Source organism: Paenibacillus sp. FSL K6-0276 (assembly GCF_037977235.1).
Classification (GTDB): domain Bacteria; phylum Bacillota; class Bacilli; order Paenibacillales; family Paenibacillaceae; genus Paenibacillus_AQ.
The window spans coordinates 5279008-5303605 of the sequence record NZ_CP150276.1 but is presented as its reverse complement, the minus strand read 5'-3'; the positions used below and the strand labels follow the sequence as shown (position 1 = coordinate 5303605).

Annotated in this window: 19 protein-coding genes, 1 pseudogene and 1 riboswitch; of the genes and pseudogenes, 16 read left to right on the top strand and 4 right to left on the bottom strand. The window is 43.9% G+C overall.

Annotation, left to right across the window (positions count from 1 at the left end; genetic code table 11):
- Positions 1 to 30 precede the first annotated feature (30 nt).
- The 5 genes from liaF (at position 31) to zwf (ending at position 5187) form a co-directional block, all read left to right on the top strand.
- Complete coding sequence (liaF, locus tag MHH52_RS24895; RefSeq protein ID WP_313640652.1) at positions 31 to 678, top strand: cell wall-active antibiotics response protein LiaF; 648 nt, start codon at positions 31 to 33, stop codon at positions 676 to 678.
- 30 nt (positions 679 to 708) lie between these two features.
- Positions 709 to 1743 carry a sensor histidine kinase gene (locus MHH52_RS24890; RefSeq protein WP_340005024.1) on the top strand — a complete coding sequence of 345 codons (1035 nt, stop codon included), beginning with the start codon at positions 709 to 711 and terminating at the stop codon, positions 1741 to 1743.
- A gap of 18 nt (positions 1744 to 1761) precedes the next feature.
- Positions 1762 to 2415: a response regulator transcription factor gene (locus MHH52_RS24885; RefSeq protein ID WP_036685532.1), complete on the top strand. Its 654-nt coding sequence runs from the start codon at positions 1762 to 1764 to the stop codon at positions 2413 to 2415.
- A gap of 199 nt (positions 2416 to 2614) precedes the next feature.
- Positions 2615 to 3430 carry a YwmB family TATA-box binding protein gene (locus MHH52_RS24880; protein WP_340005022.1) on the top strand — a complete coding sequence of 272 codons (816 nt, stop codon included), beginning with the start codon at positions 2615 to 2617 and terminating at the stop codon, positions 3428 to 3430.
- 206 nt (positions 3431 to 3636) lie between these two features.
- Entirely contained in the window at positions 3637 to 5187 is a 1551-nt protein-coding gene (gene zwf / locus MHH52_RS24875; RefSeq protein WP_313640655.1) for a glucose-6-phosphate dehydrogenase, read from the top strand.
- Between the two features lie 1218 nt (positions 5188 to 6405).
- Here zwf and MHH52_RS24870 read toward each other — a convergent pair.
- Positions 6406 to 7512, bottom strand: coding sequence for a transposase (locus MHH52_RS24870; RefSeq protein WP_340005020.1), 1107 nt, complete (start codon positions 7510 to 7512; stop codon positions 6406 to 6408).
- A gap of 179 nt (positions 7513 to 7691) precedes the next feature.
- Here MHH52_RS24870 and MHH52_RS24865 point away from each other — a divergent pair, with 179 nt between their 5' ends.
- Entirely contained in the window at positions 7692 to 9290 is a 1599-nt protein-coding gene (locus tag MHH52_RS24865) for a peptide chain release factor 3 (RefSeq protein WP_340005018.1), read from the top strand.
- A gap of 99 nt (positions 9291 to 9389) precedes the next feature.
- Here the strand turns inward: MHH52_RS24865 and MHH52_RS24860 are convergent, their stop codons facing one another.
- Positions 9390 to 9626, bottom strand: coding sequence for a small acid-soluble spore protein SspI (locus MHH52_RS24860; protein ID WP_340005016.1), 237 nt, complete (start codon positions 9624 to 9626; stop codon positions 9390 to 9392).
- 235 nt (positions 9627 to 9861) lie between these two features.
- Between MHH52_RS24860 and MHH52_RS24855 the strand changes: the two genes are divergently transcribed.
- Together MHH52_RS24855 and MHH52_RS24850 are read left to right on the top strand one after the other, a co-directional pair.
- Positions 9862 to 10521: a TrkA family potassium uptake protein gene (locus tag MHH52_RS24855; RefSeq protein WP_313641800.1), complete on the top strand. Its 660-nt coding sequence runs from the start codon at positions 9862 to 9864 to the stop codon at positions 10519 to 10521.
- A gap of 305 nt (positions 10522 to 10826) precedes the next feature.
- A complete protein-coding gene (locus tag MHH52_RS24850; protein WP_340005013.1) occupies positions 10827 to 11648 on the top strand; it encodes an RNA methyltransferase in 822 nt (273 codons plus the stop codon).
- An 893-nt stretch (positions 11649 to 12541) separates the two neighbouring features.
- Here MHH52_RS24850 and MHH52_RS24845 read toward each other — a convergent pair.
- Positions 12542 to 12712 (bottom strand): annotated as a pseudogene (locus tag MHH52_RS24845) (IS5/IS1182 family transposase); the annotation flags it as partial.
- A 507-nt stretch (positions 12713 to 13219) separates the two neighbouring features.
- Here MHH52_RS24845 and MHH52_RS24840 point away from each other — a divergent pair.
- The 8 genes from MHH52_RS24840 to MHH52_RS24805 all read left to right on the top strand — a co-directional run bounded on the left by MHH52_RS24840 (position 13220) and on the right by MHH52_RS24805 (position 23522).
- A complete protein-coding gene (locus tag MHH52_RS24840) occupies positions 13220 to 15877 on the top strand; it encodes a copper amine oxidase N-terminal domain-containing protein (RefSeq protein ID WP_340005011.1) in 2658 nt (885 codons plus the stop codon).
- Between the two features lie 245 nt (positions 15878 to 16122).
- The gene (locus MHH52_RS24835) at positions 16123 to 17049 is read left to right on the top strand and encodes a DMT family transporter (protein WP_340009821.1); all 927 of its coding nucleotides are present in this window, start codon (positions 16123 to 16125) and stop codon (positions 17047 to 17049) included.
- A 220-nt stretch (positions 17050 to 17269) separates the two neighbouring features.
- Complete coding sequence (locus tag MHH52_RS24830; RefSeq protein WP_340005009.1) at positions 17270 to 18088, top strand: Nif3-like dinuclear metal center hexameric protein; 819 nt, start codon at positions 17270 to 17272, stop codon at positions 18086 to 18088.
- 84 nt (positions 18089 to 18172) lie between these two features.
- Positions 18173 to 18346 carry a hypothetical protein gene (locus tag MHH52_RS24825; protein ID WP_170880375.1) on the top strand — a complete coding sequence of 58 codons (174 nt, stop codon included), beginning with the start codon at positions 18173 to 18175 and terminating at the stop codon, positions 18344 to 18346.
- A 297-nt stretch (positions 18347 to 18643) separates the two neighbouring features.
- A riboswitch (cyclic di-AMP (ydaO/yuaA leader) is annotated at positions 18644 to 18830 on the top strand.
- A 106-nt stretch (positions 18831 to 18936) separates the two neighbouring features.
- Entirely contained in the window at positions 18937 to 19746 is an 810-nt protein-coding gene (locus tag MHH52_RS24820; RefSeq protein WP_340005007.1) for an alpha/beta hydrolase, read from the top strand.
- A 481-nt stretch (positions 19747 to 20227) separates the two neighbouring features.
- Positions 20228 to 21286 carry a selenide, water dikinase SelD gene (gene selD, locus MHH52_RS24815; RefSeq protein ID WP_340009819.1) on the top strand — a complete coding sequence of 353 codons (1059 nt, stop codon included), beginning with the start codon at positions 20228 to 20230 and terminating at the stop codon, positions 21284 to 21286.
- A 57-nt stretch (positions 21287 to 21343) separates the two neighbouring features.
- On the top strand, positions 21344 to 22381 hold the full coding sequence (mnmH, locus tag MHH52_RS24810; protein ID WP_340005005.1) for a tRNA 2-selenouridine(34) synthase MnmH: 1038 nt from the start codon (positions 21344 to 21346) through the stop codon (positions 22379 to 22381).
- A 28-nt stretch (positions 22382 to 22409) separates the two neighbouring features.
- The gene (locus MHH52_RS24805) at positions 22410 to 23522 is read left to right on the top strand and encodes a cysteine desulfurase family protein (protein ID WP_340005003.1); all 1113 of its coding nucleotides are present in this window, start codon (positions 22410 to 22412) and stop codon (positions 23520 to 23522) included.
- A gap of 148 nt (positions 23523 to 23670) precedes the next feature.
- On the opposite strand, the gene MHH52_RS24800 is transcribed toward MHH52_RS24805, so the two are convergent.
- A complete protein-coding gene (locus tag MHH52_RS24800) occupies positions 23671 to 24552 on the bottom strand; it encodes an AraC family transcriptional regulator (RefSeq protein WP_340005001.1) in 882 nt (293 codons plus the stop codon).
- Positions 24553 to 24598: the final 46 nt, after the last annotated feature.

Sequence of the window (24598 nt, the reverse complement as noted above, 5' to 3'; positions counted from 1 at the left end):
AGCAAAACTTAAACTTTAAGGAGGTGCGAAATGGATAAACGAAACCGTTTGATTGCCATCGGACTGATCGGTGTTGGCTGCATGATGATTTTTGGTAGATGGCTCGGCTTTTTCTCCATTGTCGCGCTTCTATTCCTGCTCCTAGGGGTCTACCGCACGACGTCAGGCAAAGTGAAGCAGGGTTATAAGCTGCTCGGAATTGGCGCTGTGTTGCTTTTGCTGGATCATCTTGTGCTAGTGCTGGGGATTTGCTTGATCTCACTGGGAATGTTTTTTACTAAATCCAAAAGGGTTCAGCGTAAGGAAGGGTTCATGCAGAAGCAGAACTTTTCATCTAGATTTGACTGGGATCGCTCACCCTGGGTGATGCATAGCCTCAGCTCATGGCATATCCTTGGAGAGGCCGATCTTGATCTTTCACTGGCTATGGCGGAGCAAAAGGAAACGGTTATGCTATTTCAGGGGATCTTTGGTGATATGGACATTCAATTGTCAGAGGATTATGGTATAGAAATTGAGGCCTTTGTGCTTTTTGGATCGATTGAATTCGGTAATGGGCGTGATACAGGTATGCTAAACCGTCTAAATTGGAAGTCCCCTAACTACGATAGCAGTGAATATAAGGTGAAATTTAGTGTTTCTTATTTGATGGGAGATTTGGATGTGCGATTATCCTGATTAGTTTGATACAGAAGGGAGGGTCCCCGTATGGAAAAAAAGAACAAAAACATGATGTCACGCAGTATGGGTGAGGGGGCTCTGTTCTCTTTTGTCATGCTGCTTGTGATATTGTACACCATGTATACATATGGCTATTTAAAGCCTTTTGAAAGCTGGGCGATTGGATTACGCACGGCATTTACTCTAATTCTGCTACCGATAGGGTTCGGGGTTGGCTTTGGTTTCTATCAGAGCTTTCGTGTAAAGCGAAAGTTGGAACGCCTGAGGGAAACTCTCGTATTGTGGGAGAAGGGGAACTTGACGCTATCTATGCCTGACTTAGGAGACGATGAGCTGGGAAGGCTCGGAGAACAATTGGGCCGAATCAGCGGTAAATGGGAAAACCAAGTGACGACGCTGCAACGATTGTCTACGAATAACGCGAAGCTCGCGGAGCAGGCGCGGGTATCTGCTATTATGGAGGAGCGTCAGCGGCTTGCGCGTGAATTGCATGATGCCGTCTCTCAGCAGCTGTTCGCGATCTCCATGACCGCCACGGCTGTAGGTCGGACACTGGAGAAGGATTTTGACAAGGCGCAGCGGCAAATTGCACTTATAGAAGAAATGTCTGCTGTAGCTCAATCAGAGATGAGAGCACTGCTACTGCATTTGAGACCTGTTTATTTGGAAGGTAAGGGATTAGCGCAGGGTCTGCAGGAGTTGATCAAGGAACTTGAGGTCAAGGTTCCGATCGAAATTGTATTCGAGATGGATCCTGATGTGCAATTGCTAAAAGGGGTAGAGAATCACTTATTCCGAATTGTACAGGAGGCAATCTCCAATACGCTTCGTCATGCGAAAGCGGAAAAGATGGAAATCAAGCTGCATCGGCGAGGAGATACGGTTCGCTTGACGCTGCGTGATGATGGGATTGGCTTTGAATTGGACGATAGTAAACAAACTTCCTACGGTTTGTCGAACATGCAGGAGCGGATGAATGAAATCGGAGGTTCCATTCAGTTTATTACTGCTCCGGGTAAAGGAATGCGGATTGAAATTACCGTTCCATTAGTCAATGAATAATAGGAGGAAAGAGTGACCATGGAGATGGAGGAAGCCATTAAGGTATTACTTGTAGATGATCATGAAATGGTACGGATCGGACTAGCTGCTGTTCTGGGTACTGAGGACGGAATTGAAGTTGTAGGTGAAGCTGGAAGTGGAGAAGAAGGTATCCGCCTGGCACAAGAGTACAATCCTGATGTAGTCCTGATGGATCTCGTAATGGATGGTATGGATGGGATTGAAACAACAAAACAGCTAATGAAGCAGTATCCCGAAATCAAAGTCATTGTGTTAACAAGTTATCTGGACGATGAAAAAATGTATCCAGTTATTGAAGCGGGTGCGTTCAGTTATCTACTAAAGACCTCACGAGCTAGTGAAGTGGCGGATGCAATACGCGCAGCGGCAAGAGGGCAGTCTGTACTCGAGTCACAGGTGGCATCTAAAATGATGAACCGTTTTCGAAACAATGCAAAGGGTGAATCCCCTGCTTATAAAGAGCTTACGGAGCGCGAGATGGAAGTATTACGTCTGCTGGCGCAAGGTAAATCGAATCAGGATATCGCTGATCAACTAATAATTGGGATCAAGACCGTGAAATTTCATGTGACGAATATTCTCGCGAAGCTGGGTGTGGAAGACCGGACCCAAGCAGCAATTTATGCATATAAAAATGGACTAGCTGAATAGAAACCAAAGGACTGAAGCCTCTTGCTTCAGTCCTTTTTTTTAAAATGTAAGAAAGTATGTTTTGGGGCCCCCGCAAAGTACCTGAGTACGCATCGAAGCATAAAACCTCACTTTGTGGGGATATTTCAGGTATAGAATCTCCTAATTGGAACATACTGTCTAGTAGATTGCTAGAGAGACTCGAAAGGGAGAATGAATCATGCTGAAGACAATGTTGAACAACGGAACAAAAAAAGGGACTCTTTTTATATTATTATTCGTGTGCTGCACTGTAGCTCTACTGGTAAACTTTCAAAGCGTTAAAGCGAAATCAATCGCCCTTGACGAGGTTGTTTCTCAAGCTTCTGTAACATCAGAACTGAATGGTTCTCTGATGAGTTTAATAGATCTCGGAAAAAAGACAACGGTATCCGATTCTCCACTGCATATCGTCTTAAAATGGCAAGGGGCAATCAGTGGGTACAATGATCCTTCTGTTGAAGTGGCTAAGCTTTGTGCCCGTCTTGGATTGACTGTGCCATCAGGTATAGAGGAAGAAGGGCGTATGACCTATCGTTCAACAGCGGCAAAACCATATGAATCGCGTCTTTCCTTATTTTGGAGCGAGCTTGAAGAAGGAAATAGTTATGTTATCGTGACGTTAGATACGGCTGATTTACAGAATGAAGCCAGCTTTCAGGTGATTGCCGATGAAGTAAGTACAATGCTAGAACAGAGTAACATCAAGGCAGAATGGAATGTATCCCTTCAAGGAATCGCTGAAAAGCAGGGAGGACCTGAAGAAGTGTTTTCTCAAACGGAAGGGTTACTCAAAGAGCAATTTGAAACTGTAAGTGAGAAAGAGAGCTATAAGGATGTCGCAACAGTCAGCCGTACGTATTCGATTCCTGATTTGAAACGTTCAATAGTTAGCGGAATTCATTCGGTTTCAGCACAAATCGCAGTGCATAAAGAAGATCAACAGGGGACGAATCGCATAACCATAGGCTTTCCTTTAATAACCATCGAATACTGACAAATTACTCTTTTTTAAGCGGAGATTTAGTTAATAATAAGAAATATTAATTGAAAATTGCGAAATCCCGAGAGTATTTGTCAGGAATGTGATAGCATCCTTTTTAGGAATATGCTAAAATGACATAACGTCGTCAATCATCATGTTTTAGTACACGACGCTGAAAATGTCAATAAACTATATTACATACAGAAAGATGAGGAGCCATGGCTGAAAATCAAACCCTTGATGCACTGCACACACCCGGTGCTGTATTTTTTATCTTTGGGGCAACCGGAGATTTAGCCCGGCGTAAGCTTTTCCCGGCGATTTACAGCTTGTACCGTGAAGGTAAGCTGGCACATGATTTTGCGGTAATTGGCGTGGCGCGACGCCCGCGTACTCAGGAAGAATTTAGAAGTGATGTGAAGGAATCCATCCTTGAATTCTGCCGATATAAAGCGGGAGACGAGAGTGAATGGAACGAGTTTGTACAGCATTTTGAATACAAATCTCTAGACATCAACAATATTGATGGCTTCCGCGAATTAAGAGCTCAAACAGAAGTTCTTGAAGAGAAGTTCAGAATTCCGGGTAATCGGATGTTCTATCTTGCGCTGGCACCTGAATTGTTCGGCAGTGTCTCGTTCAACCTTAAGGCTGGCGGCATGCTGGATGGCACGGGATGGAATCGCCTCGTAATCGAGAAGCCTTTTGGATACAATCTGGAGTCAGCTGAGCAGCTGAATGAGCAGATCCGTGAGGTATTCAAGGAAGAGGAGATCTACCGGATCGATCATTATCTTGGTAAAGAAATGGTTCAGAATATCGAAGTCATTCGATTTGCTAATGCTTTTTTTGAACCGCTCTGGAATAATAAGCATATTGCCAATATTCAAATTACACTTGGCGAAACCGTAGGTGTTGAAGAGCGTGGTGGTTATTATGACCATGCTGGAGCCTTACGGGATATGGGCCAGAATCATATATTGCAACTGCTGACTATGATCGCAATGGAACCACCAAGTCGTCTGCTTGCAGAAGATATTCGTGACGAGAAGGTGAAGGTACTTCGTTCACTTCGTCCTTATGGTACATCTGGCGAGGTTCGTGAGAATGTCGTGAGAGCACAGTATATTCAAGGCTTGCACAATGGAAAGACCCTTCCTGCTTATCGTCAGGAAGATAAGGTTGATCCTGAATCAAGTACTGAGACGTATTTTGCTGCCCGTGTATTTGTAGATAACTTCCGCTGGGCTGGAGTTCCTTTCTATATTCGTACAGGTAAACGTCTGCCGGTGAAAACAACGGAAGTGGTAGTTGAGTTCAAGGGAATGCCAACCAATGTTTATTTGGGACAAAAGCATACGCTGGAGCCTAACCTGCTTGTTATCCGTGTGAACCCAATGGAAGGCATTTATGTAAAGATTAATGCCAAGAAGCCGGGTTCCGAGTCTGAGATTCAACCGCTCGCTATGGACTTCTGTCAGAGCTGCTTGGTTGGAATCAATTCTCCAGAAGCTTACGAGCGCTTGCTTCATGATGCGGCACGCGGAGATTCCACTTATTTCACCCGTTGGGATGAGGTATCGTCAGCATGGTCGTTCGTGGATCGTATTGCGAAGGCTTGGAAGGAAGAGTCGAGTGACCTATCTTCTTATCCTGCTGGCACTTGGGGTCCGGTTGAAGCGGATCAATTGCTCGCTCAGGATGGTTTCCATTGGTGGCCTGTGAACGGTCAGGAAGAAGATAATGTAGTATGGCTGAAGAATAACTAAACTTTGAGTTAATGCTATCTCCCTGCAGAGGATGCGGGGAGATTTTTTGTAATGCTGAGATCCAGACGCCCAGACTCCCCAGGCCGCTTGGGCCAACAAGGCCACTCAGCCTCCCAAGTCCACTCTGAACTCCAAATGCCGCTCGGGCGAACTTGAGCATTTTTCAAATAACTGCACTTTGTACAATTAAAATCATATATTGGGTGGAAATTAGTCTTTTAAGTGTATTCTCTGCAACTATATTCTCCGTATAGGGCCGAAAAGCGAGCAAATTGTATTTTTAATTGCATCAAATACAACTAAAGGTTGTTGAATATGCTAATACTTCATATAAGTGTAGGAAATACAACTATATTACTATAAGAGACTGCGGAGAAATGTGAAACGAATTCAAGGGAGGAGCCTATATTCAACGGGTGGCCATGGGGAGCCCTGTTTTCAATTAACACACACCTCTTTGGGATGGACCGAGCGGACCTTATCCTCCGAAATGCATGTTTTAGTCGTGCTTACGGACAAATGTATGCGAAAAACCGATTACATTGTGCCGCCAGTAACGTAAACGAGCCAGCGCTGTTATCCGCCCTGAATCACCCGTAATGGGCTTGTTATTAGGGAATAAATGCAATACGGTCCGTAAGCGGAACCTCACTACGAAGGTGCATATGGATACGAGTATGGAACGGATGTACTCAGCTTGTAACTCTACCTCCAAGGACGCCGTCAGGCGTTTTTCTTGTTGAGCTATAGAACTGGTGAACATTATGTAGATCTGAATTGGGAGATATTTTGCTGCAAAAGCTTTTTTGTAGATAATGACTGCCTTGTTTTGTTATACTTTAGAGGATGCTTTCACTTGAAGCGAACTGGAGCTAGACCTAAGATAGCTATTCATTCAGAAATGAAGGGGTATGAACAATGAGCAGAGCACCGATTTGATGATAACCCCAGTGTAATTGATTGAAGCAAAAGCATGAATTTTATATATGAAGGGATATGTGTAGTCAACTACTCTCACTTAGCTAACCCTAAGGGTCTTAAGCTTGAAGTGAGAGCTTGTGTAGGTTTGTTACAAGCCCCAACACCAATACTCATTGTTGCTGTTTACACTTATTCCTCTCCAGTAGTGCGAACGCACGAGGTGCTCCTACCTTAACTTGAGGGAATATCCGAGTCATGCAACTCGTAGGACGGTTGACTTCGCCCTTGCCACAGCAGTCATGCTGGTGTGGCACCGATACGGATGGCTTCAAGGCCTGTTCGGTGTAGGTTCATGGCACCAATACGGTCATCGTTTGATGTGTAGTGGCACTGCTTACAACAGAATATGTGCAGCTTCTTGTTGCGATTATTTTTTTCTCGATGCCCACATTTAGGGCAGGTTTGCGAAGTGTATCCTGTCATTACTTTTTGTCCATTGAGTCCAGCTTTGTATTCGAGCATTTGACGAAATTGATAGAAGGCCCAAGAGACTTGCACATATCTGTCTTTTACGCGTACTCTTTCCGTTGCATGACGCACACTTGATAAGTCTTCAAGGACAAAACAAGTTCCTAGCGGATATTGTTCAACGAGTGCCTTTGTTACTTGATGATTTACATCAGTTACATAACGGTTTTCTCTTGAACCTACGGCTTTGATTCTCTTACGAGAAGCGGATGTTTGTTTCACTTGAAGCTGTTTGCGTAAAGCCTTGTATTGTCCTCGCTTGTGTTTTACTTCTCGCCCACTGTAAAAAGCCGTCTTCCCACGGCTATCATAAGTGGTTGCTAAGAAGTTAATGCCAAGATCAACACCGACAACATGATTTACATCCGACAGATCTAATTCAGCGAATTCTTTAGTCATTGGGATATGTAAGAACCATTTGCCCGATTTATGTATGAGTTTAGCTGTACCAAATGTCCAAGTGGCATCAAAGTATCGCGTCATGGCTTTCTTCTCAAACCTAAATTTCAAACGACCGCCCAGTGTGTTGACTGAAAACAAATCTTGATGGAGAGAATAGTCACGGTTCCATACAAGATCGTACTCCGGCCGTTTAAATTCAATTTGTGTCCAAGGATGGCCGTTTGACTTCGCTGCTTTGTATTTTGCAATCACGGTTTTCATTGCAGATTGTGCCATCTGACTCTTCAGACCGAAAATACCACGAATCTCATAGTAGTAGAGGTTATTCAGTTTGCTCTGATTAAGCTCTTTCGTGTGAAAGACTTTTTCACTTAACCAGTTGCATGTTCTACGATAAGTGCTTGCTGTTATTTTCAGGTTTTCTGCATCTGCTCGTGGAACATAGATTTGGATTTTAGCTGTAATCGTTGCCATGAAATCCCACCTCTTTTTACTAGAATAATCATATCATTTTTAAGGTAAAACATGCGAACGAATTACGAACATACTACGAACAAAAAAGGAGGATGGCAAGGATGGAAGGCATTCGCTCTGTGAGCGATCGGCAATTCCTTCCCCATTTATAGAAGTGGGAGTATCCTTGTCGAAATTTAATGAACAAAGCAATAGATCAGAAGCTGCAAAAGGAAGTGGACAGACGCAGAACCTTTGCGATCATTTCCCACCCGGATGCGGGTAAAACAACTTTAACGGAAAAACTACTGTTATTTGGTGGCGCCATCCGTCTGGCGGGAACGGTTAAAGCCCGTAAGGCGAACAAGCATGCAACGAGTGACTGGATGGAAATTGAGAAGCAGCGGGGGATTTCTGTTACTTCCTCTGTGATGCAGTTTGATTATTTGAATCACCGTGTGAATATTTTGGATACTCCGGGTCACCAAGATTTCAGTGAGGACACCTACCGTACACTGACAGCTGCTGATAGTGCGGTCATGCTTATTGACGTGGCAAAAGGTGTGGAAACCCAAACGACCAAGCTGTTTCAGGTTTGTGCTAAACGTGGGATTCCGATCTTTACATTTATTAACAAGCTGGACCGTGAAGGACGCAGTCCGTTTGATCTAATGGAAGAGCTGGAGCAGGTACTGGGGATTCGCTCTGTGCCTATGAACTGGCCGATCGGTAGTGGACGTGAGCTATGCGGCGTATATGACCGGATGAAGAATCAGGTAGAATTATTCCAAGGTGACGATCACTCCGTAATCAAGGTACAAAAGGTTGACGGATATCGTGATCCAATCATTCGTGAAATGGCTGGAGATTATCTGCATGATCAACTGTGTCAGGATCTGGAGCTGCTGGATGTAGCAGGCGACGCTTTTGACTATGAAAAAGTACTAAATGGTGAACTTACGCCTGTGTTCTTTGGTAGTGCGATTAACAATTTCGGCGTACAGACCTTCCTCGATAATTTCTTGGATTTGGCACCGAAGCCTGAACCACGCCGCAGTACTTCAGGTTTGATAGAGCCATTGAATGAGAAGTTCACGGGCTATGTGTTCAAAATCCAAGCCAATATGAACCCGGCTCACCGTGACCGGATTGCTTTCCTGCGTATTGTGTCTGGGAAGTTCGAACGGGGTATGAGCGTGAAGCATGTACGTGCGGGTAAGGACATTAAGCTGGCCCAGCCGCAACAATTCTTGGCGCAAGACCGTGATATCGTAGAGGAAGCTTATCCGGGAGATATTATCGGGTTGTTTGATCCAGGTATTTTTAGAATTGGAGATACACTGAGTCAGGCTGGAGATTTGGAATTCGATGAGCTGCCAACATTCTCACCAGAGATTTTTGCTAAAGTGAGTATTAAAAATGCTTTGAAATCGAAGCAGTTCCAAAAGGGTGTCGATCAGCTAACCGAAGAGGGAATGATTCAGGTGTTCCGCACGGTTAACTTTGACGATATTTTGCTCGGCGTAGTTGGACAGCTGCAGTTTGAGGTGTTCGAGTACCGCATGAAGGGTGAATATGGTGTTGATGTTCAGTTGCAGCGTATGCCATACCAGTTCGCACGTTGGATCGTAGATGATGCTAAGCCGGATGCGAGCAAGTTCCGTATTAACTCTACGCTGGTTACAGATAAGAAGGGCAATTTTGTCGTGTTGTTCGAGAATGAATATGCTATGCGGACATCGATGGATAAGAACCCGACAGCTAAGTTCCTGGAGATGGCTCCAAAAGCATTACTATAGTAAGGAAGCCACATCTTCCTGATTGTTAATAAAAACCTCCGCCTCCATTGGTGATGTTTCGCCATGGAGAAGCGGAGGTTTTTGACTAGTTGCGGCTAGTTATAAAGTGATATTCCCAGGAGTAATCGTCTCCAGGTGATCATGCAGCATAGAAACCAAATTATCTTGCTTAACGGTATCTAAATCCTTCCATATCATTTCGAATACGGCGCCAAGTCCTGGGAGTGCTGCCTCCGGTCCGTCTACAGAACCTTCAATCATATGCCGCAAATCTTCTTCAGATTGCCCATGCACTTTATGAATAATCGCCTGGCGTAAGTCAATAGTAACCGGCATAAAGTACCTCCTTTTTGAAATGTAGTGATATTCACTTCGTTTTAATGTACCCTGTATAGGTACTGGAAATTCAAGTTTTTGTTCGAATATAAGATAGTATAAGTTTGACACTATACATCATCCTTATATTTCTACGAGAAACGGTTGTCATCCATAAAGGACGACAATGACGTTTCTTCTTGGCTTATGCTATACTGTTTGAGATATAGAAATGCTACGGGAGGTACATATAGACATGGCCAAAAAACAATATGCCATCATTGGCATGGGACGTTTCGGATCCAGTGTTGCAAGAGCGCTCAGCGGTATGGGGTTTGACGTACTTGCGATTGATGCGGACGAGCAGCGGACACAGGAGATTTCAAATATAGTAACACACGCCGTATCTGCAGATTCAACGGATGAGGAAGCGCTACGCGCACTTGGGATTCGCAATTTTGATGTGGTGGTTGTGGCTATTGGAGAGGACATCCAAGCAAGTATTCTGACAACTTTAATCCTGAAGGATCTTGGTGTGCCAGCAATTATCGCGAAAGCCAAAAGTGAGCTCCACGGCAAAGTATTAGGTAAAATTGGTGCGGACAAGGTGATTTATCCTGAACGGGATATGGGCATGCGGGTTGCTCATCATTTGGCTTCGCCTAATATATTGGATTATATCGAGCTGTCGCCTGATTATAGTATTTTGGACATGAAGGTATCCGGATCGATGCTCGGGAAAAATCTACAAGAGCTCGATATCCGTGCAAAATACGGCTGTAACGTAATGGCTATTCGCCAAGGTGAAGAGATGAACATCTCCCCCCGTGCAGAGGATCGCTTGGTCGATGGAGATATCCTTGTTATCGTTGGGCATAAGGACAACTTGACGAAGTTGGAGATTGAGTATCAGTAGGTGAGGGGGCCTGATGATAAGCGTTATTGCGAGGAAAGTTTGACTTCCGGTCGCTGTTGTCTCCAGATTTTTTGATTTGAACCGCTTGCTGCGGATAAAATCTGGAGACTGCTTATGCTTTCGAAGCGAGCTTTACTACGTAAAGCTTTCGGGCGAACGCTACGCTCCTCCAGCTCTAAATTTCCTCTCCATAACGTAATCATCAGGTTTATAGGGGAGTAGAAGAGAAGAAGAACAAAGACAATGATAAAGAGCAAAGATGTAAGAACAAGAATAAATGGCAAGGCATAAGAAAGGAAGACTTTATGGAAATCATGTCTCCGCAAAATACGCGGGTTAAAGAGTGGGCCGGTCTGCAGGAGAAAAAGCAACGTGACAAGGCTCGTAAATATATCGTAGAAGGTGTCCATCTGGTACAGGAAGCGCTGCTGGCTGAAGCAGATGTGGAATGTCTGGCTTATGACCTCGACAAAGGAATGCCCGCTGAACTTAAGGGGCTTCTTCAGTCCGTTCAGGGCATGGAAGTGATTGGCGTCTCGGCGACGATCATCTCGAAATGCAGCAGCACCAATACGCCGCAGCCGGTGTTCGCAATCGTACGGAAGGAACAGCAGGCGGTAGATGCTATCCTTGCGAAGAAAGATAGTCTGGTGGTTGTTCTGGACGGGGTTCAGGACCCCGGTAATGTCGGCACCATCATCCGCAGCGCGGATGCTGCGGGAGCAAATGGAGTGATCCTCGGCCAAGGCTGTGCCGACCTCTACAACCCGAAGACCATCCGTTCCACGATGGGTTCGATGTTCCATCTCCCGGTGGTGGAGGGAGATTTAAGTGAGATTTTGCCACAGGCCCGGGAACGCGGGGCATTGCTGGTGAGCACTTCGCTACAAGGAGAAGAATCTTGCTATACACACGATTTTCACGGCAGCCAGTGGCTGCTTATTGGCAGCGAGGGCAAGGGCATCTCAACGGAAACCGCGCGACTTGTGGACAAGAGTATCATTATCCCGATGGCAGGCAGAGCTGAATCGCTGAATGCAGCGATGGCGGCGACGATTTTGCTGTTTGAGGGAATGAGACAGCGGGGATTTAATCAAACAATAATTCCTGTCTCCGCCCCTAAATAACTGTCTTTCACTCAAATAACTGTCCTCAACTCACCAAAGACTGGAAACTGGTTGGCTAAACCCCGATCAAACCTCCAGTCTTTTTCTCTATTTTATAAAGCCCTTCTCAATCTTTTCCTCAATTATTCATTCAATCATAAACTCAGTCATAGCAAGGATTTCTCCGATTATTGACTCGGTTTTCACCGATCTTTCACTCGATTCATTTCCTATCATCGATCTTTCCCCAGCCCTTCCCCTGGTTTTGCAGGACACCAATTATTATCTCTTTTCGTTCACAATTGACCCAGTTTAATTCCAGTTTTCAGCCTGTTTTACCTCACGTGAGAGGACACTAATTATTATCTCAGAAATAGGGTTGAGGGCAGGTGGGAGTAGGGAAGTCGGGTTTTGCGGTCGAGGACAGTTATTTTTATCTTTCTACAGGGGATAGATCGTAAATAAACACATTCGCTGTGAGTTGTAATTCAGATTGTCACCGATTTGGAACGTAGTTTTGTCACAACAAAGTCAGTCCCGATGTGTCTGAAAGCCTTGGTACATCGGGATTTTTTTGTTTTTATTTTTTTAGTGAGTTATCTTTTATAAGAAAATAAAGAGAAGATAGGCGGGAAAAAACATTGAAAAATCTCTGTAACAACCTTTGACACAATTCGTATTCATGGAGGGGTATTTTTTTGAATGTCATTGGAGAAAACGTAAAAGACTTAGAAAGATACATAACTATAATCAAATTGAGTTTGCTAAGTTAATCGGAATATCACAAGGCGGAATTATCCTGGCAACTATGACATTTATAGAGTGAATGATTCTACAGTAGTTATGATTAAATTTGATCCACGAAAATCTGAATTCGCTTTTCTAATAAAGATCTAGTTCGATGCTTCAAACAATGGCACGGCATTGCGACCATTATCCAGGCAATATTTATTCTGTAATTCTTCATGAACAAAGGAAAAATCTACGAGGTCATTTATTTGTCGTAGCATATTATCTTTAGGTACGACGATATCGTAAATAGCCATAAATGGACTGAGGTTAAGGGATTGTTGGTTTGAAATCATCCGAGACACCACCTGAAATTAATACAATCATTATACAGCAAAACAGGACACCCATCCTCGAAAAGATCGAGGATGGGTGTCCTGGAATGGAGTTTTCATGGGCCTCCAAAAGGCGCCTTTATAAACTTGAACTTAAAAACATTAGAGGGGCGTAGCGAAGGGGAAATTTGGAACTGGAGGAGCGATAGCGACCGCCTTTGTCTCCGGATTCTAACCGCTAACAGCGGTACAATTCAGGAAATCTGGAGACAACAGCGGCCGGAAGTCCAAATATTCTCCGTAGTTACGACTGACTCCTTAAATGTATGATCTAGAAAGAACTTTTTCAGTGGCCTCGTAATACCGCTCTCTCTTTTTTTTCTCTGAGTGCTTAGCTCGTCTTCCATCATGGATTGATGGGGGTCTAGATTATTTTTTTGTAACCTATTAATCATGAAACTTTTGTATAGTTAGAAGCGTCAAATGAGTAGGTAAAAAATGTATTCGTCATTCCAGGAGGGTGGATCTGTGAAGAAGTTATGGATTTCAATTTTAGTAGTTTTAGTAGTCTTTCCGATGATGTTTCAATCTTCTGTGAAGGCTGCTACTCCGATCAGTATTATTATTGACGGGGTTCGATTGTCTACAGATCAAGCACCAGTGATGGTGAATGGGCGGACGATGGTGCCGTTGCGGGCTATTTTTGAAGCCTTTAATGCCACCATCAAGTGGAATCAAAAAGCACAAACTGTAACTGCAACTAAAGATGATACAACGATTATGTTAAAGATTGGCTCAAAGACAGCCACCATTAACAATAAGGCTGTAACTCTAGACGTGCCTGGTTTGAATCTGAAGGGGAGAACAATGGTCCCAACAAGGTTCGTCAGTGAAGCACTGGGCCATGAAGTGGGATGGAACCCCAAGACACAAGTTGTAACTATAACGACTTCAGCCTCGAACGTTGGAAATGCAGGCCCAGTATCCAACGTAGTAGCGCAGGATGTAAGTGATTTCGGTGATGGTCGTGATCTTCAGGCTAGCTTCACTCGAGCGGCAAATGAGTCATTAGTGGATCATTACCGTGTTCTGATTGTGAAATCAGGGAATATTCTCAACTTGTCGTCCGCACAAACGATAGCCTCTTACAATTATTCTACTGTATTACCAACAGGTACTAATCCTTCGATTAAATTGACGTCTGCTTCGAGGACTGTTGATGGTGATTTAATTAAGAGTAATCAAGGATATGTGGCTTATGTCTTGACGGTTGGCAAAGGAAGTAATGCCAGTGCACTTTCTAGTGGGTCCTCTACTATGACACTAGTGAATAAGACTGTAGCAGTAATCAATAATGTACAAGTAAATGATATAAGTGATTATGGCGATGGAAGAGATTTATCGGTAAGCTTCAATAAGCTGTCAGATGAGTCGAAGATAAGTTCTTATCGGATATTCGTTGTCAAAGCTACTAATTATTCAAATTTTAATTTAGCGACAGCAAATAATGTATCCAGTGCTAATTACACGCTAGTCAGCAAGACGGGGAATAATATTACCCAAATTTTATCTTCAGGAGCCAAAGATGTGGACGGAGCTCTTGTTAAAACAGGCGTCAGCTACAGAGTGTTTGTCATGGCGATTGACAGCAGTAATTCAGCTAATAATGTGTTGTCTTCTGTTTCATCTGCAATTATGCTGTCCAGCATAGGTATTTCTAACTTAAGTGTTAGCGACGTTAACAACTATAATGATGGCCGAGATTTGAGGGTGTCATTTACTCATGCGACGGACGAAACCTACATTAGCCAGTACCGAATCATGGTAGTTCCGACGTCATATTACAGTAGCTTTAGTTTAGCCGAAGCTAATAATGTATCCAGTGCCTACTATACAGCGGTGAGTACAACTGGAACAACAACCAATCAAGTATTGACTTCGTCAACCAGAGATGTACGTGGAGCTTTGATAAAGAATGGAGTCAACTATAAAGTATATATCTTATCTATTGGAAGTGGCAGTAATACTGGAGGCAATGTACTTTCGTCACCTTCATCGGTCATTACGTTGTTGAATGATTCTAGTGTGAGTATCGTCTCAAACTTGAGTGTCAGCGATGTTAACGACTATGGTGATGGCCGAGATCTGAGAGTGTCCTTCACTCATCCGACGGACGAAACCTATATTAGCCAGTATCGGATTATGGTAGTACCCACATCCTATTACAGTAGCTTTAGTCTAGCCGAAGCGAATAATGTATCAAGTAGCAACTATACATCGGTGAGTACATCTGGGTCTTCTACCAGTCTGACTTCGTCAACTAGAGACGTTCTCGGAGCTTTGATTAAGAATGGAACTAGCTATAGAGTGTATGTGTTGTCCATCGGAAGCGGGATTTATTGGGATTCGAATGTACTCTCTTCCGCTTCATCGGTCATTACTTTGTTGAATGATTCTAGCGTAAAAGCCGTTACAAACTTGAGTGTTAGCGATGTTAACGACTATGGCGATGGCCGAGATTTGAAGGTGTCGTTTAGCCATGCCACAGATGAAACGTACATTAACCAATACCGAATTATGGTGGTGCCTACGTCATATTACAGCAGCTTTAGCTTATCCGAAGCGAATAATGTATCCAGTTCCAACTACACTTTGGTAAGTACATCAGGAAACAGTACCAGTCAAGTATTAGACTCTTCAGCAAGAGATGTACGTGGCACTTTGATAAAGGATGGAACCAGCTATAAAGTGTATGTGCTATCTATCGGTAGTGGGAATTTTTCGGGTCCAAATGCATTGTCCTGGGAGTCGTCGGCCATTACGTTGTCGACGACCAAGAGCCCAGTGATCTCTGTAACAAATGTAACGTATAAAGAGGACAATGGTAGAATCCTGATCAGTTTCGATAAATCAGCCAATGAGACCAATATTTTAGAATACCGAGTATTGGTGGTTCCGTCCAAACAAGGGTTTGGTTCGGCGGATGCTATTGGGGTGAAATCCTCGTATTATACGTCGGTGACCCCTAACGGAACGAATCCTTCAATATTCACTGCGACAAGGGATGTTAACGGAGATTCAATTGTTAAAGGTGTCAAATATAAGGTGTATGTTCTTGCTGTGGCCAATAATAGTGGTGTACAGAATGGTGGTCTTTCAAATTCGACGGAAGAGTTTGAAATATAACTGAAATGAATTAAATGTGTAAACATTTCAAGTTGACACCCTGTGTGATTTGTCATATTATAATTCGTGTTGTTATAAGTGAATAAACCAAACTCTATCCTGTGGATGGAGTGGCGGAATTTTGTCAAAGATGTATTCTTTGGTTTCAGTCGCCCCTTGTCATTTCGATGACAAGGGGCTTTATTATGTTATTTGGACTGTTCAATAGGATTGTTCAATAGGAAGGAAAGAGGTTTACAATGAATATGAAGTTGATCAAATATGCTTTACTAGTATTTATAGGTGCATGTAGTTATGGATCGCTCTCCACGATCGTCAAGCTTGGAATGAATGATGGATTTAGAATGCAGCAATTGGTCGGGTCGCAATACTTTTTTGGATGGTGCATGCTGCTGCTGTTAGTTGTATTGTTTTCTCGAAAAAAATTGGGGTTAAAGGTAGGTCTTTCGTTATTAAGCGCGGGGATTACCATTAGTATGACGGGTATTTTCTATGGGTTTGCCGTTGAACAATTACCTGCTTCGATTGCGATCGTTCTCTTATTCCAATTTACTTGGATTGGTGTGATTCTGGAGGCTGTTGTAGATAGAAAATTGCCAAGTCGAGAGAAATGTATTTCGATGGTTATCCTTCTGATAGGAACAGTGTTAGCTGGGGGGATTCTAGAACCTAGTGTCGGTGAAATGACTACGAGTGGTATTGTTTTCGGTTTAATGTCTGCGGTGTCGTTTGCCTTTTATATTTTTGTCAGTGGGAGAGTGGCTACGCAGGTACCTGCTGTGAATAAAAGCTTGTATATGACTACAAGTGCAATGATTATTATTATGGTTGTTTTTTCGCCTTCCTTTATTTATGACGGAGCGCTTACAGATGGACTTTGGAAGTACGGTCTTCCTTTAGGGCTGCTTGGTATAGTTATTCCTGTGCTTTTCTTTTCTATTGGTGTTCCGAAATTGGGTTCAGGTCTGGGAACGATTCTTGGTGCGGCGGAGTTGCCGGCAGCTGTAGTAGCCTCCGTGTTAGTCCTGCAAGAAGAAGTATCCCTGCTTCGCTGGGTTGGAATTTTCGTTGTTCTGATTGGAATTGCTGCTCCACAAATCATACCGATGTGGACAGAGAAAAAGTCACCCAAACAATCATCCCAACAATCACTCCGCAAGGTAGAGCTATAAACTTGAGAACTGACATCGATCGTATGATGGGATCCTGACTAGGATGACATCATTCATCGGTGTTTTTTTTCAAAATATAAGAATTTATATGTTCCACGTTATAAATTATCCTTATATTTCTCGCATAAACGCTTACCGTCCTTATATGGACGCCGAAGGCGTTTATGCTTGTGCATGAAAAAAAGATTGGTGTTAATTTTTCTGTTGGTAGATCAGGAGAATGGAACTCAAAAGGATGATTACAGTGATTACCACGATTAGAACGATTCTGGAAGATTTAATGGGAACTGAGGAACAGATAGATGGGACTGTGGAGACTCTTAAGCCGGGCAATCCAGAAACTGAGATTACAGGGATTGTTACTGCGTTCTGCGCTACGCAATATGTTGTGGAACGAGCTATCGCTATAGGTGCTAATTTGCTGATCACGCATGAAGGTGTGTTTTACAGTCATCATGAGACGAGCAAGTGGCTAGAGGATGACCCTGTTTATCGCGCGAAAATGAGTTTGATCAAGCGATCCGAAATGGCTATTTTTCGTTATCATGATTATTGGCATCGGCATAAACCGGATGGAATCATGGTGGGTTTGCTGCGAGAACTTGAGTGGTCAGCCTATGTGGATGAGCAGCAACCCGCTGCTACAATCCTAACGATTCCCGCCATGACAGTAAGTGAAGCGGCTCAGTATATAAAAAGAAAGCTAGGCATCTCCTATGTACGTGTTGCCGGCGATCTATCTCGGACATGCAGATATGTGGGGATATTAGTAGGTTACAGAGGGGGCGGGACGATGGCTATTCCTCTTTTTAATCAGCACAATCTTGATTTAATTATTGCTGGCGAGGGACCCGAGTGGGAAACCCTGGAATATGCGAGGGATGCAGTGCACCAAGGAAGATCGAAAGCTTTGATCATGTTGGGTCATGCGGAGAGTGAAGCCCCAGGGATGAAATATTTTGCTGAAATCCTAGCAGAGAAATACCCCATGATTCCTACCTGTTTCATTGCTGAACAACCGATCTCTCAGCTAGTTTGATCCGTCGAAATCAAAAATGAAGAATAAATTTGCATATTATGGAGAAAATGATTGGAAACAGGTCACTGAGAAAGGAGTGTTTCAATGGAAATTCCTTTGGAGGCTGATGAAGTGTTAAGTCGCATCAAAAAGCTTCAAACCGACGGAAGCTCGATCAGCAAAAAACAAGTGAAGCAAAGCGACCCTGACCTCATGAGAAGTGCGCTGTTCTTTTTTCCGAGCTGGGAGCATGCATTGAAAAACGCCGATCTTTTGTAGCCGCATGATTGTATGAAGGAGCCGAGTGGTTCAGGGATTGATCTCTGAAGACCGCTCGGCTTTTTTTAAAATATTAGAATTTATATGCTGCGCAACTATAAAAATCCTTATATTTCTACGAGAAACGGTTGTCGTCTCTTCTTGATATAGCGAGTAAACAAGAGCAAAAGAAAGAGAGAATGACGAGTTTACACAATATGAAATGAAAAGCACTGCATTCCACATTATTTTGCCCAGATCCATCCTTTACAAGGAAACCTTACACGGGGTATGATTCATCACATAACCGATAATTACATAAGAAATCCGCTTAATTTCCGTTAAGGAAAGCGGGGGAACCAACAACTGGAAATCGATATGACAGTCGGTACTAGTTATGGGGTGAATCCTGTTACAGGTGCATAGTAATGCATCCATGCAGGTAGGGCAACTCTCACTGCCCGAATCCGACAGCTAACCTCGTAAGCGTATGGAGAGAGGATGAATGGCGTATTTGAAGATGAATAGCCACAGAGAATCCCTCTGTGGTTTTTTGCTGCGTTCAAAAGCAGATATAGTTGTAGAACCTATTTATGAAAGAGGTGTTAACTTTGCCTATTGCTAAACTGAATGGAACTTCGCTCTATTATGAAATTAATGGTACAGGGACTCCGGTTGTGTTTATCCATGGACATGGATTAACACATACTATGTTCAAGCCGCAGCTGGAGTATTTTTCTGATAAATATAAAGTGATTCTGTGCGATTTACGGGGGAATGGCAAGTCAGGTGAACTGCTGCAGGCCCCAAACGAGATTATTGAAACTCAATGTCTAGATCTGATTATGCTATTGAATGATTTGGGCATCCGCGAAGCGGTTTTTGTCGGGATCGCCTATGGTGGTCTGGTTGTTCAACATATTGCGAAACAATATCCTGAGCGGGTAAAAGCAATTGTTATCGTGGATAGTTTCTGTAGAAGTCAAGCGTCGACCATTATAGGTAAAATCCAGCTTATGGCTGCTTATTGTAGTTGGTTAATGTATTACGCTCCAAGTGAGCTGGTGTTACCTTCGATTCGTATGATGTACCGAGAACGTTGGAACCTTGCTTATAACGAGATTAGAAGAGGACTTCTGGAGAAACGTCCACGGGAATTGTATCGGCAAAGGCTGGCTACGAGCCATGTGGATTACACTAGATGCTTAAAGTCTTTTAAGCGTCCTGCGTTATGTATTGTCGGTGACTTTAGTGAATTTGGAGTAAACTGTATGAAGGATATGGTGTCTCAGTTACCACAAGCTCAGTTAGCGATTATTCCTAACGCATTAGATCCTAGTAATCTGTGTCAGCCGGAGAAATTTAATGATATTCTTCAGCGGTTTTTGGAGAAGCAGCAGGGAACTCAGCAGATTAGTTGATCTATTGGAGGATTGACGACGGGCGTTTATACGAGAAAAGAGGGCGTCCCCATAGCCGGGAAGAATGAACAGGCTGTGGGACGCCCTTTTGTATAGAACTATAGGGAAAACCTCCCTAAAGTATTAAAGGTTATGTCTTCTAGAACATGATATAGGGAAAATCTCCTTATAAGTAGGATGTATTTAGCCATAAACGGGTATTTACCCTAATTTATAGGGAGGATTTACCTAAAGACCTCATTTTCGAGCGATTATCGATGAATTATAGGGAGGTTTTCCCTAAAGTACTGGATATCAAACTAAAGGCTGGCTCAAAGGTATTGAATTCTACGAATGAGCCAGCCTTAGCCTTTGATACTACTATCAAGGTTCCAATTATAGCATAATGAAATCAAATCAGTAGCTTTGTATTTTGTACAATGCTGTCAACTGATGTAAGATTAAAGATATTCGACATTTCTATTAAAGGAGCTGAGTCATGATGTCTCAAGCCGAAACCATAAAATTGACTTCATTATCTTCAAAAGGGGGCTGCGGTTGCAAAATCGGTCCTGCCGATCTCATGCAGGTTATTCGCAGTCTGCCACCAACCGTTCCTAACCCGGATCTACTTGTAGGTCTGGATACCAGTGATGACGCAGGGGTATACCGTTTAAGTGATGATCTAGCGTTGGTGCAAACTGTTGATTTTTTCACGCCGATCGTGGACGACCCTTATTCCTTTGGTCAAATTGCAGCAGCCAATGCGTTAAGTGATATTTATGCTATGGGCGGAAAGCCGCTTACGGTGCTTAATATTGTGGCTTTTCCTATCTCTGTTCTGGACAAAAGCATTCTCGGTGACATTTTGCGCGGTGCAGCGGATAAAGTGCAGGAAGCAGGAGCGACGCTTGTAGGTGGACATTCCATCGATGATAAGGAGCCTAAATTTGGATTGGCCGTTACGGGCCTTGTGCATCCGGACAAAGTAAGAACCAATGCGGGTGCGCAGGTGGGGGACAAGCTGATTTTGACAAAACCTATCGGTGTGGGCATCTTAACGACTTCTATTAAAAAGGATCAGCTATCCCCTGAAGAAACCACACGCCTTACGACAGTAATGTCTACACTGAATAAAAAAGCGGCTGAGATTATGGAGCCTTATAATGTACATGCTTGTACAGATGTTACTGGATTTGGGCTGCTGGGACATGCTTCGGAAATGGCAAAGGGGAGCAACCACGGACTGATAATTCGTCAAGCATCCGTACCTATGCTTCCGAGAGTTAGAGAACTCGCGGAACAAGGATTTGTTCCAGGCGGCACTAAGAATAACTTTGCCCATTTAGAAGGCAGCATTCTGTATCCGGAAGAAATGGACCAATTGAGCCGTTATATTCTGTGTGACGCTGTAACTTCTGGCGGACTGCTGATCTCTATTGCTCCTGAACAAAGTGAAGACTTGTTAAAAGAGTTAGTAGATGCTGGTGTAGAGGCAGCATTGATCGGAGAGGTAACGGAAGACCATCCGGGTCAGATTGCAGTTATAGCAGCGCAATAACGATTGAGTCCAGCTTAGAGGCAACCTAAGAAGTTAGCTACCAGAGGAGAGAGCGCATTGTTTCAGGATATTACACTGGAAGAACTAAGAGTGTTAAAGAACAAGAAGCAGATCACGGTTATCGACGTTCGATCTCCTTCTGAATATAAAGATTCGACACTGCCGGATAGTCTGAATATTCCTTTTTTTGATGATGAAGAACGGGCTGAAGTAGGTACCTTGTATAAACAGACAAGTGTTCAGGCTGCTAAAGAACGCGGTTTGGAAATTGCTGCGGCGAAGCTACCTTCCTTTGTTAAAGAATTCGCTGCGATTCAAGGAGACAAGGCTGTGTTTTGCTGGAGGGGAGGTATGCGTAGCCGTACAACAGCGACGGTACTCTCTTTAATGGATATTCACGCTTACCGACTGATTGGCGGCTATAAAGCTTACCGTAAATGGGTACTCGACGAACTGGAAACGTATGATTTCAAACCGAAGTCTTTTGTGATTCATGGAAATACCGGTACAGGCAAAACAAACCTGCTGCACCGCCTGAAGGCACAGGGTTATCCTGTTCTAGATTTGGAAGGGATGGCTGGTCATCGCGGTTCTATCTTTGGTGAGATCGGACTTCATGCAAACAATCAGAAAACGTTCGATAGCCTTCTTTTGGAGGAGTTAATTAAGATCGAGGATGCTCCTTATGTACTTTTTGAAGCGGAGAGTAAAAAGATTGGTAAGGTAGTGATGCCCCCATTCATGGCTGAGCAAAAAGAGACCGGAACGCAGATTTGGATTGAACTACCTTTGCAAGCCAGAGTGCAGCAAATCCTTGAGGACTACCGACCGGAAGAATACAAGGAGCAGTGCATCTCAGCGTTTCGGCGTATCAAATCCCGGATTCATATCCCCATTGCGGTAGAAATCGAGCGGTGCTTGCAAGCCGATTTGTTCGGGGAGGCTGTGGCGCTGTTGTTAGAATACTACTATGATCCTAAATATGACTATTCGTCCAATCAGTATGATGAAATCGAGAAGGTTACCTTTAAGGTGAACAATATGGATGAAGCTGAGATTGCGGTGCGCTCTTTCTTAGCCAGTCGTAATGTATGAGGGGTTAAGGGAGGTTTGGCGTAACCATATGATCTACTTAGATTACAACGCTACAACGCCTGTAGATAAAGAAGTAGCAGAGGTTATGATTCCTTATCTTTATGGTCATTTTGGGAATCCCTCAAGCAGTCATTCTTTGGGGCGAGAAGCTAAACTCGGAATAGAGCAGGCAAGAACACAGGTGGCTGATTTCTTGAATTGTGCGCCGGGAGAGGTGCTTTTTACAAGCGGGGGCAGCGAATCGAATAATACGGTCATTAAGGGCGTCGCCCAAACGTATCGACATAGAGGCAATCACATTATCCTGTCTGCTGTGGAGCATCCGGCGGTGATTAAACCCTGTCAGTATCTGGAGCAGATGGGCTATACGATTACTTATGTACCTGTTGACTCGTACGGAATGGTGCATGTAGACGATGTGAAAAAGCAGCTTACGGACCAAACTATACTGGTCTCCATTATGCACTCTAACAACGAAACAGGTACGATCCAGCCGATCAAGGAAATAGCCGAGGTTTGCCACGAACGGGGTGTTCTTGTTCACACCGATGCTTCACAGTCCGCTGGAAAAGTAGTGCTCGATGTGGCTGATTTAGGAGTGGATTTTCTAACGCTGGCAGGCCATAAATTATATGCGCCGAAAGGTATTGGAGCACTTTTTATCCGAGATGGCATTCACATCGAACCTTTGATTCACGGAGCGGGGCACGAGCAGGGGAGACGAGCGGGAACCGAAAACACACCCTACATTATTGGCTTAGGAAAAGCTTGTGAGCTAGCTGCGGATTCCACTTCCAGAGAACGTGTGAAGCAAGTTACAGATTATTTCTATGAAAGACTACAGGAGACTTTTGGCGACAAGATTCACCTGAACGGCCACATGCATAAGCGATTGCCTAACACTCTTAGCGTTAGTTTTCTTGGAGCAGTGGGTCATGAGATCATTGATTCACTGGAAGATGTGGCGGCCTCTACAGGATCGGCATGTCATTCTGGTGAAACGTTGATTTCGCCTGTTTTAAGGGCTATGAATGTCTCTGCGAGTATTGGGCAGGGAGCGGTTCGATTTAGTGTGGGACGGTATACGACGATTGCTGAAATTGATGTGGTTATAGATAAATTAAAGAATAGCGGCATATAAGTCCGAAAGATCAGAAAGTTGAATCATCATTAGTTTTCAAACAAAGCATCTGCCACTCCTTTGATGGAATGGCAGATGCTTTTGTTTGTATTAGTGATTTATTCAATAGTATAGCTAGCACTTGCATAACATTTTGTATTCTAGGGGATTACGAGAAGCGCTGGCGGAATTCCCGCGGAGTGGTTCCCTCAATGCGGACGAAGCTGGAGCTGAAGTAAGGCGCCTGGTTGAAGCCGACCTCCTCGGCGATCCGGGCGATCGTATAACTGGTCTGCATCAGCAACAGTTTACTCTGCTGAATCCGGTAGTGCAGCAGGTAATCCATTGGTGCACAGCCGTACTCCTTCTTCATGCAGCGAGCGATATATACAGGGTGAAAGTTCAGGTTCTCCCCTAGCTGCTGTGCTGTGATGTGCTCACGGAAATGGCTGCGCAAATAGGAGGCAGCTTGCTCTGCACATATTTTGGAAGGTGAGGGGCGTTCATGGCTCAGGGAGGCGGTTAACTGCTGAAGAACCTCTTGGAATAGCAACTGCTGCTGAAATGGAGTATCGCTCAAATGGGAATTAGGAACTAGTTGATTGAGCTGCGAGAGCAGTTCTTCCATCTTTGATGGTTGTAGCAGAGTGGTATATTGGGGCAGGCGTAAGGTAAAAGTGCGTATATTAAATTCGTCAGAATGAAGTGGGTGCTCCAATCTGCCGTTTTCTGTCTCTAGTGCTGTAGTCGTAGCCTCAGAGATATTCCAATCGCCTACTGTCTGAAAATGCAGCCAATAATAAGAGGTGGGTTCCTTGCAGCTGTCCGTACTGAAATGATGGCTATCTGGACGAAGAAGCAGTGCCTGACCTGCCCGTACCTGAAAGGTGAGACCTCCTTCACTCATATATAAGCAACCCTGCTTGACTACAAGCAAGTCGAATACCCTGATATTGTGGCGGCTCATGTGGTAATGACCTGGTGAGAAGGTGTGCAATCCACTAACGATATAGTAGAGCATTGGCGGGACGGTGAAATTCAAAATGTTCATGGGGGTACCTCCTTTTATGAGGTTGGAATAATGAAATTATAGGTTT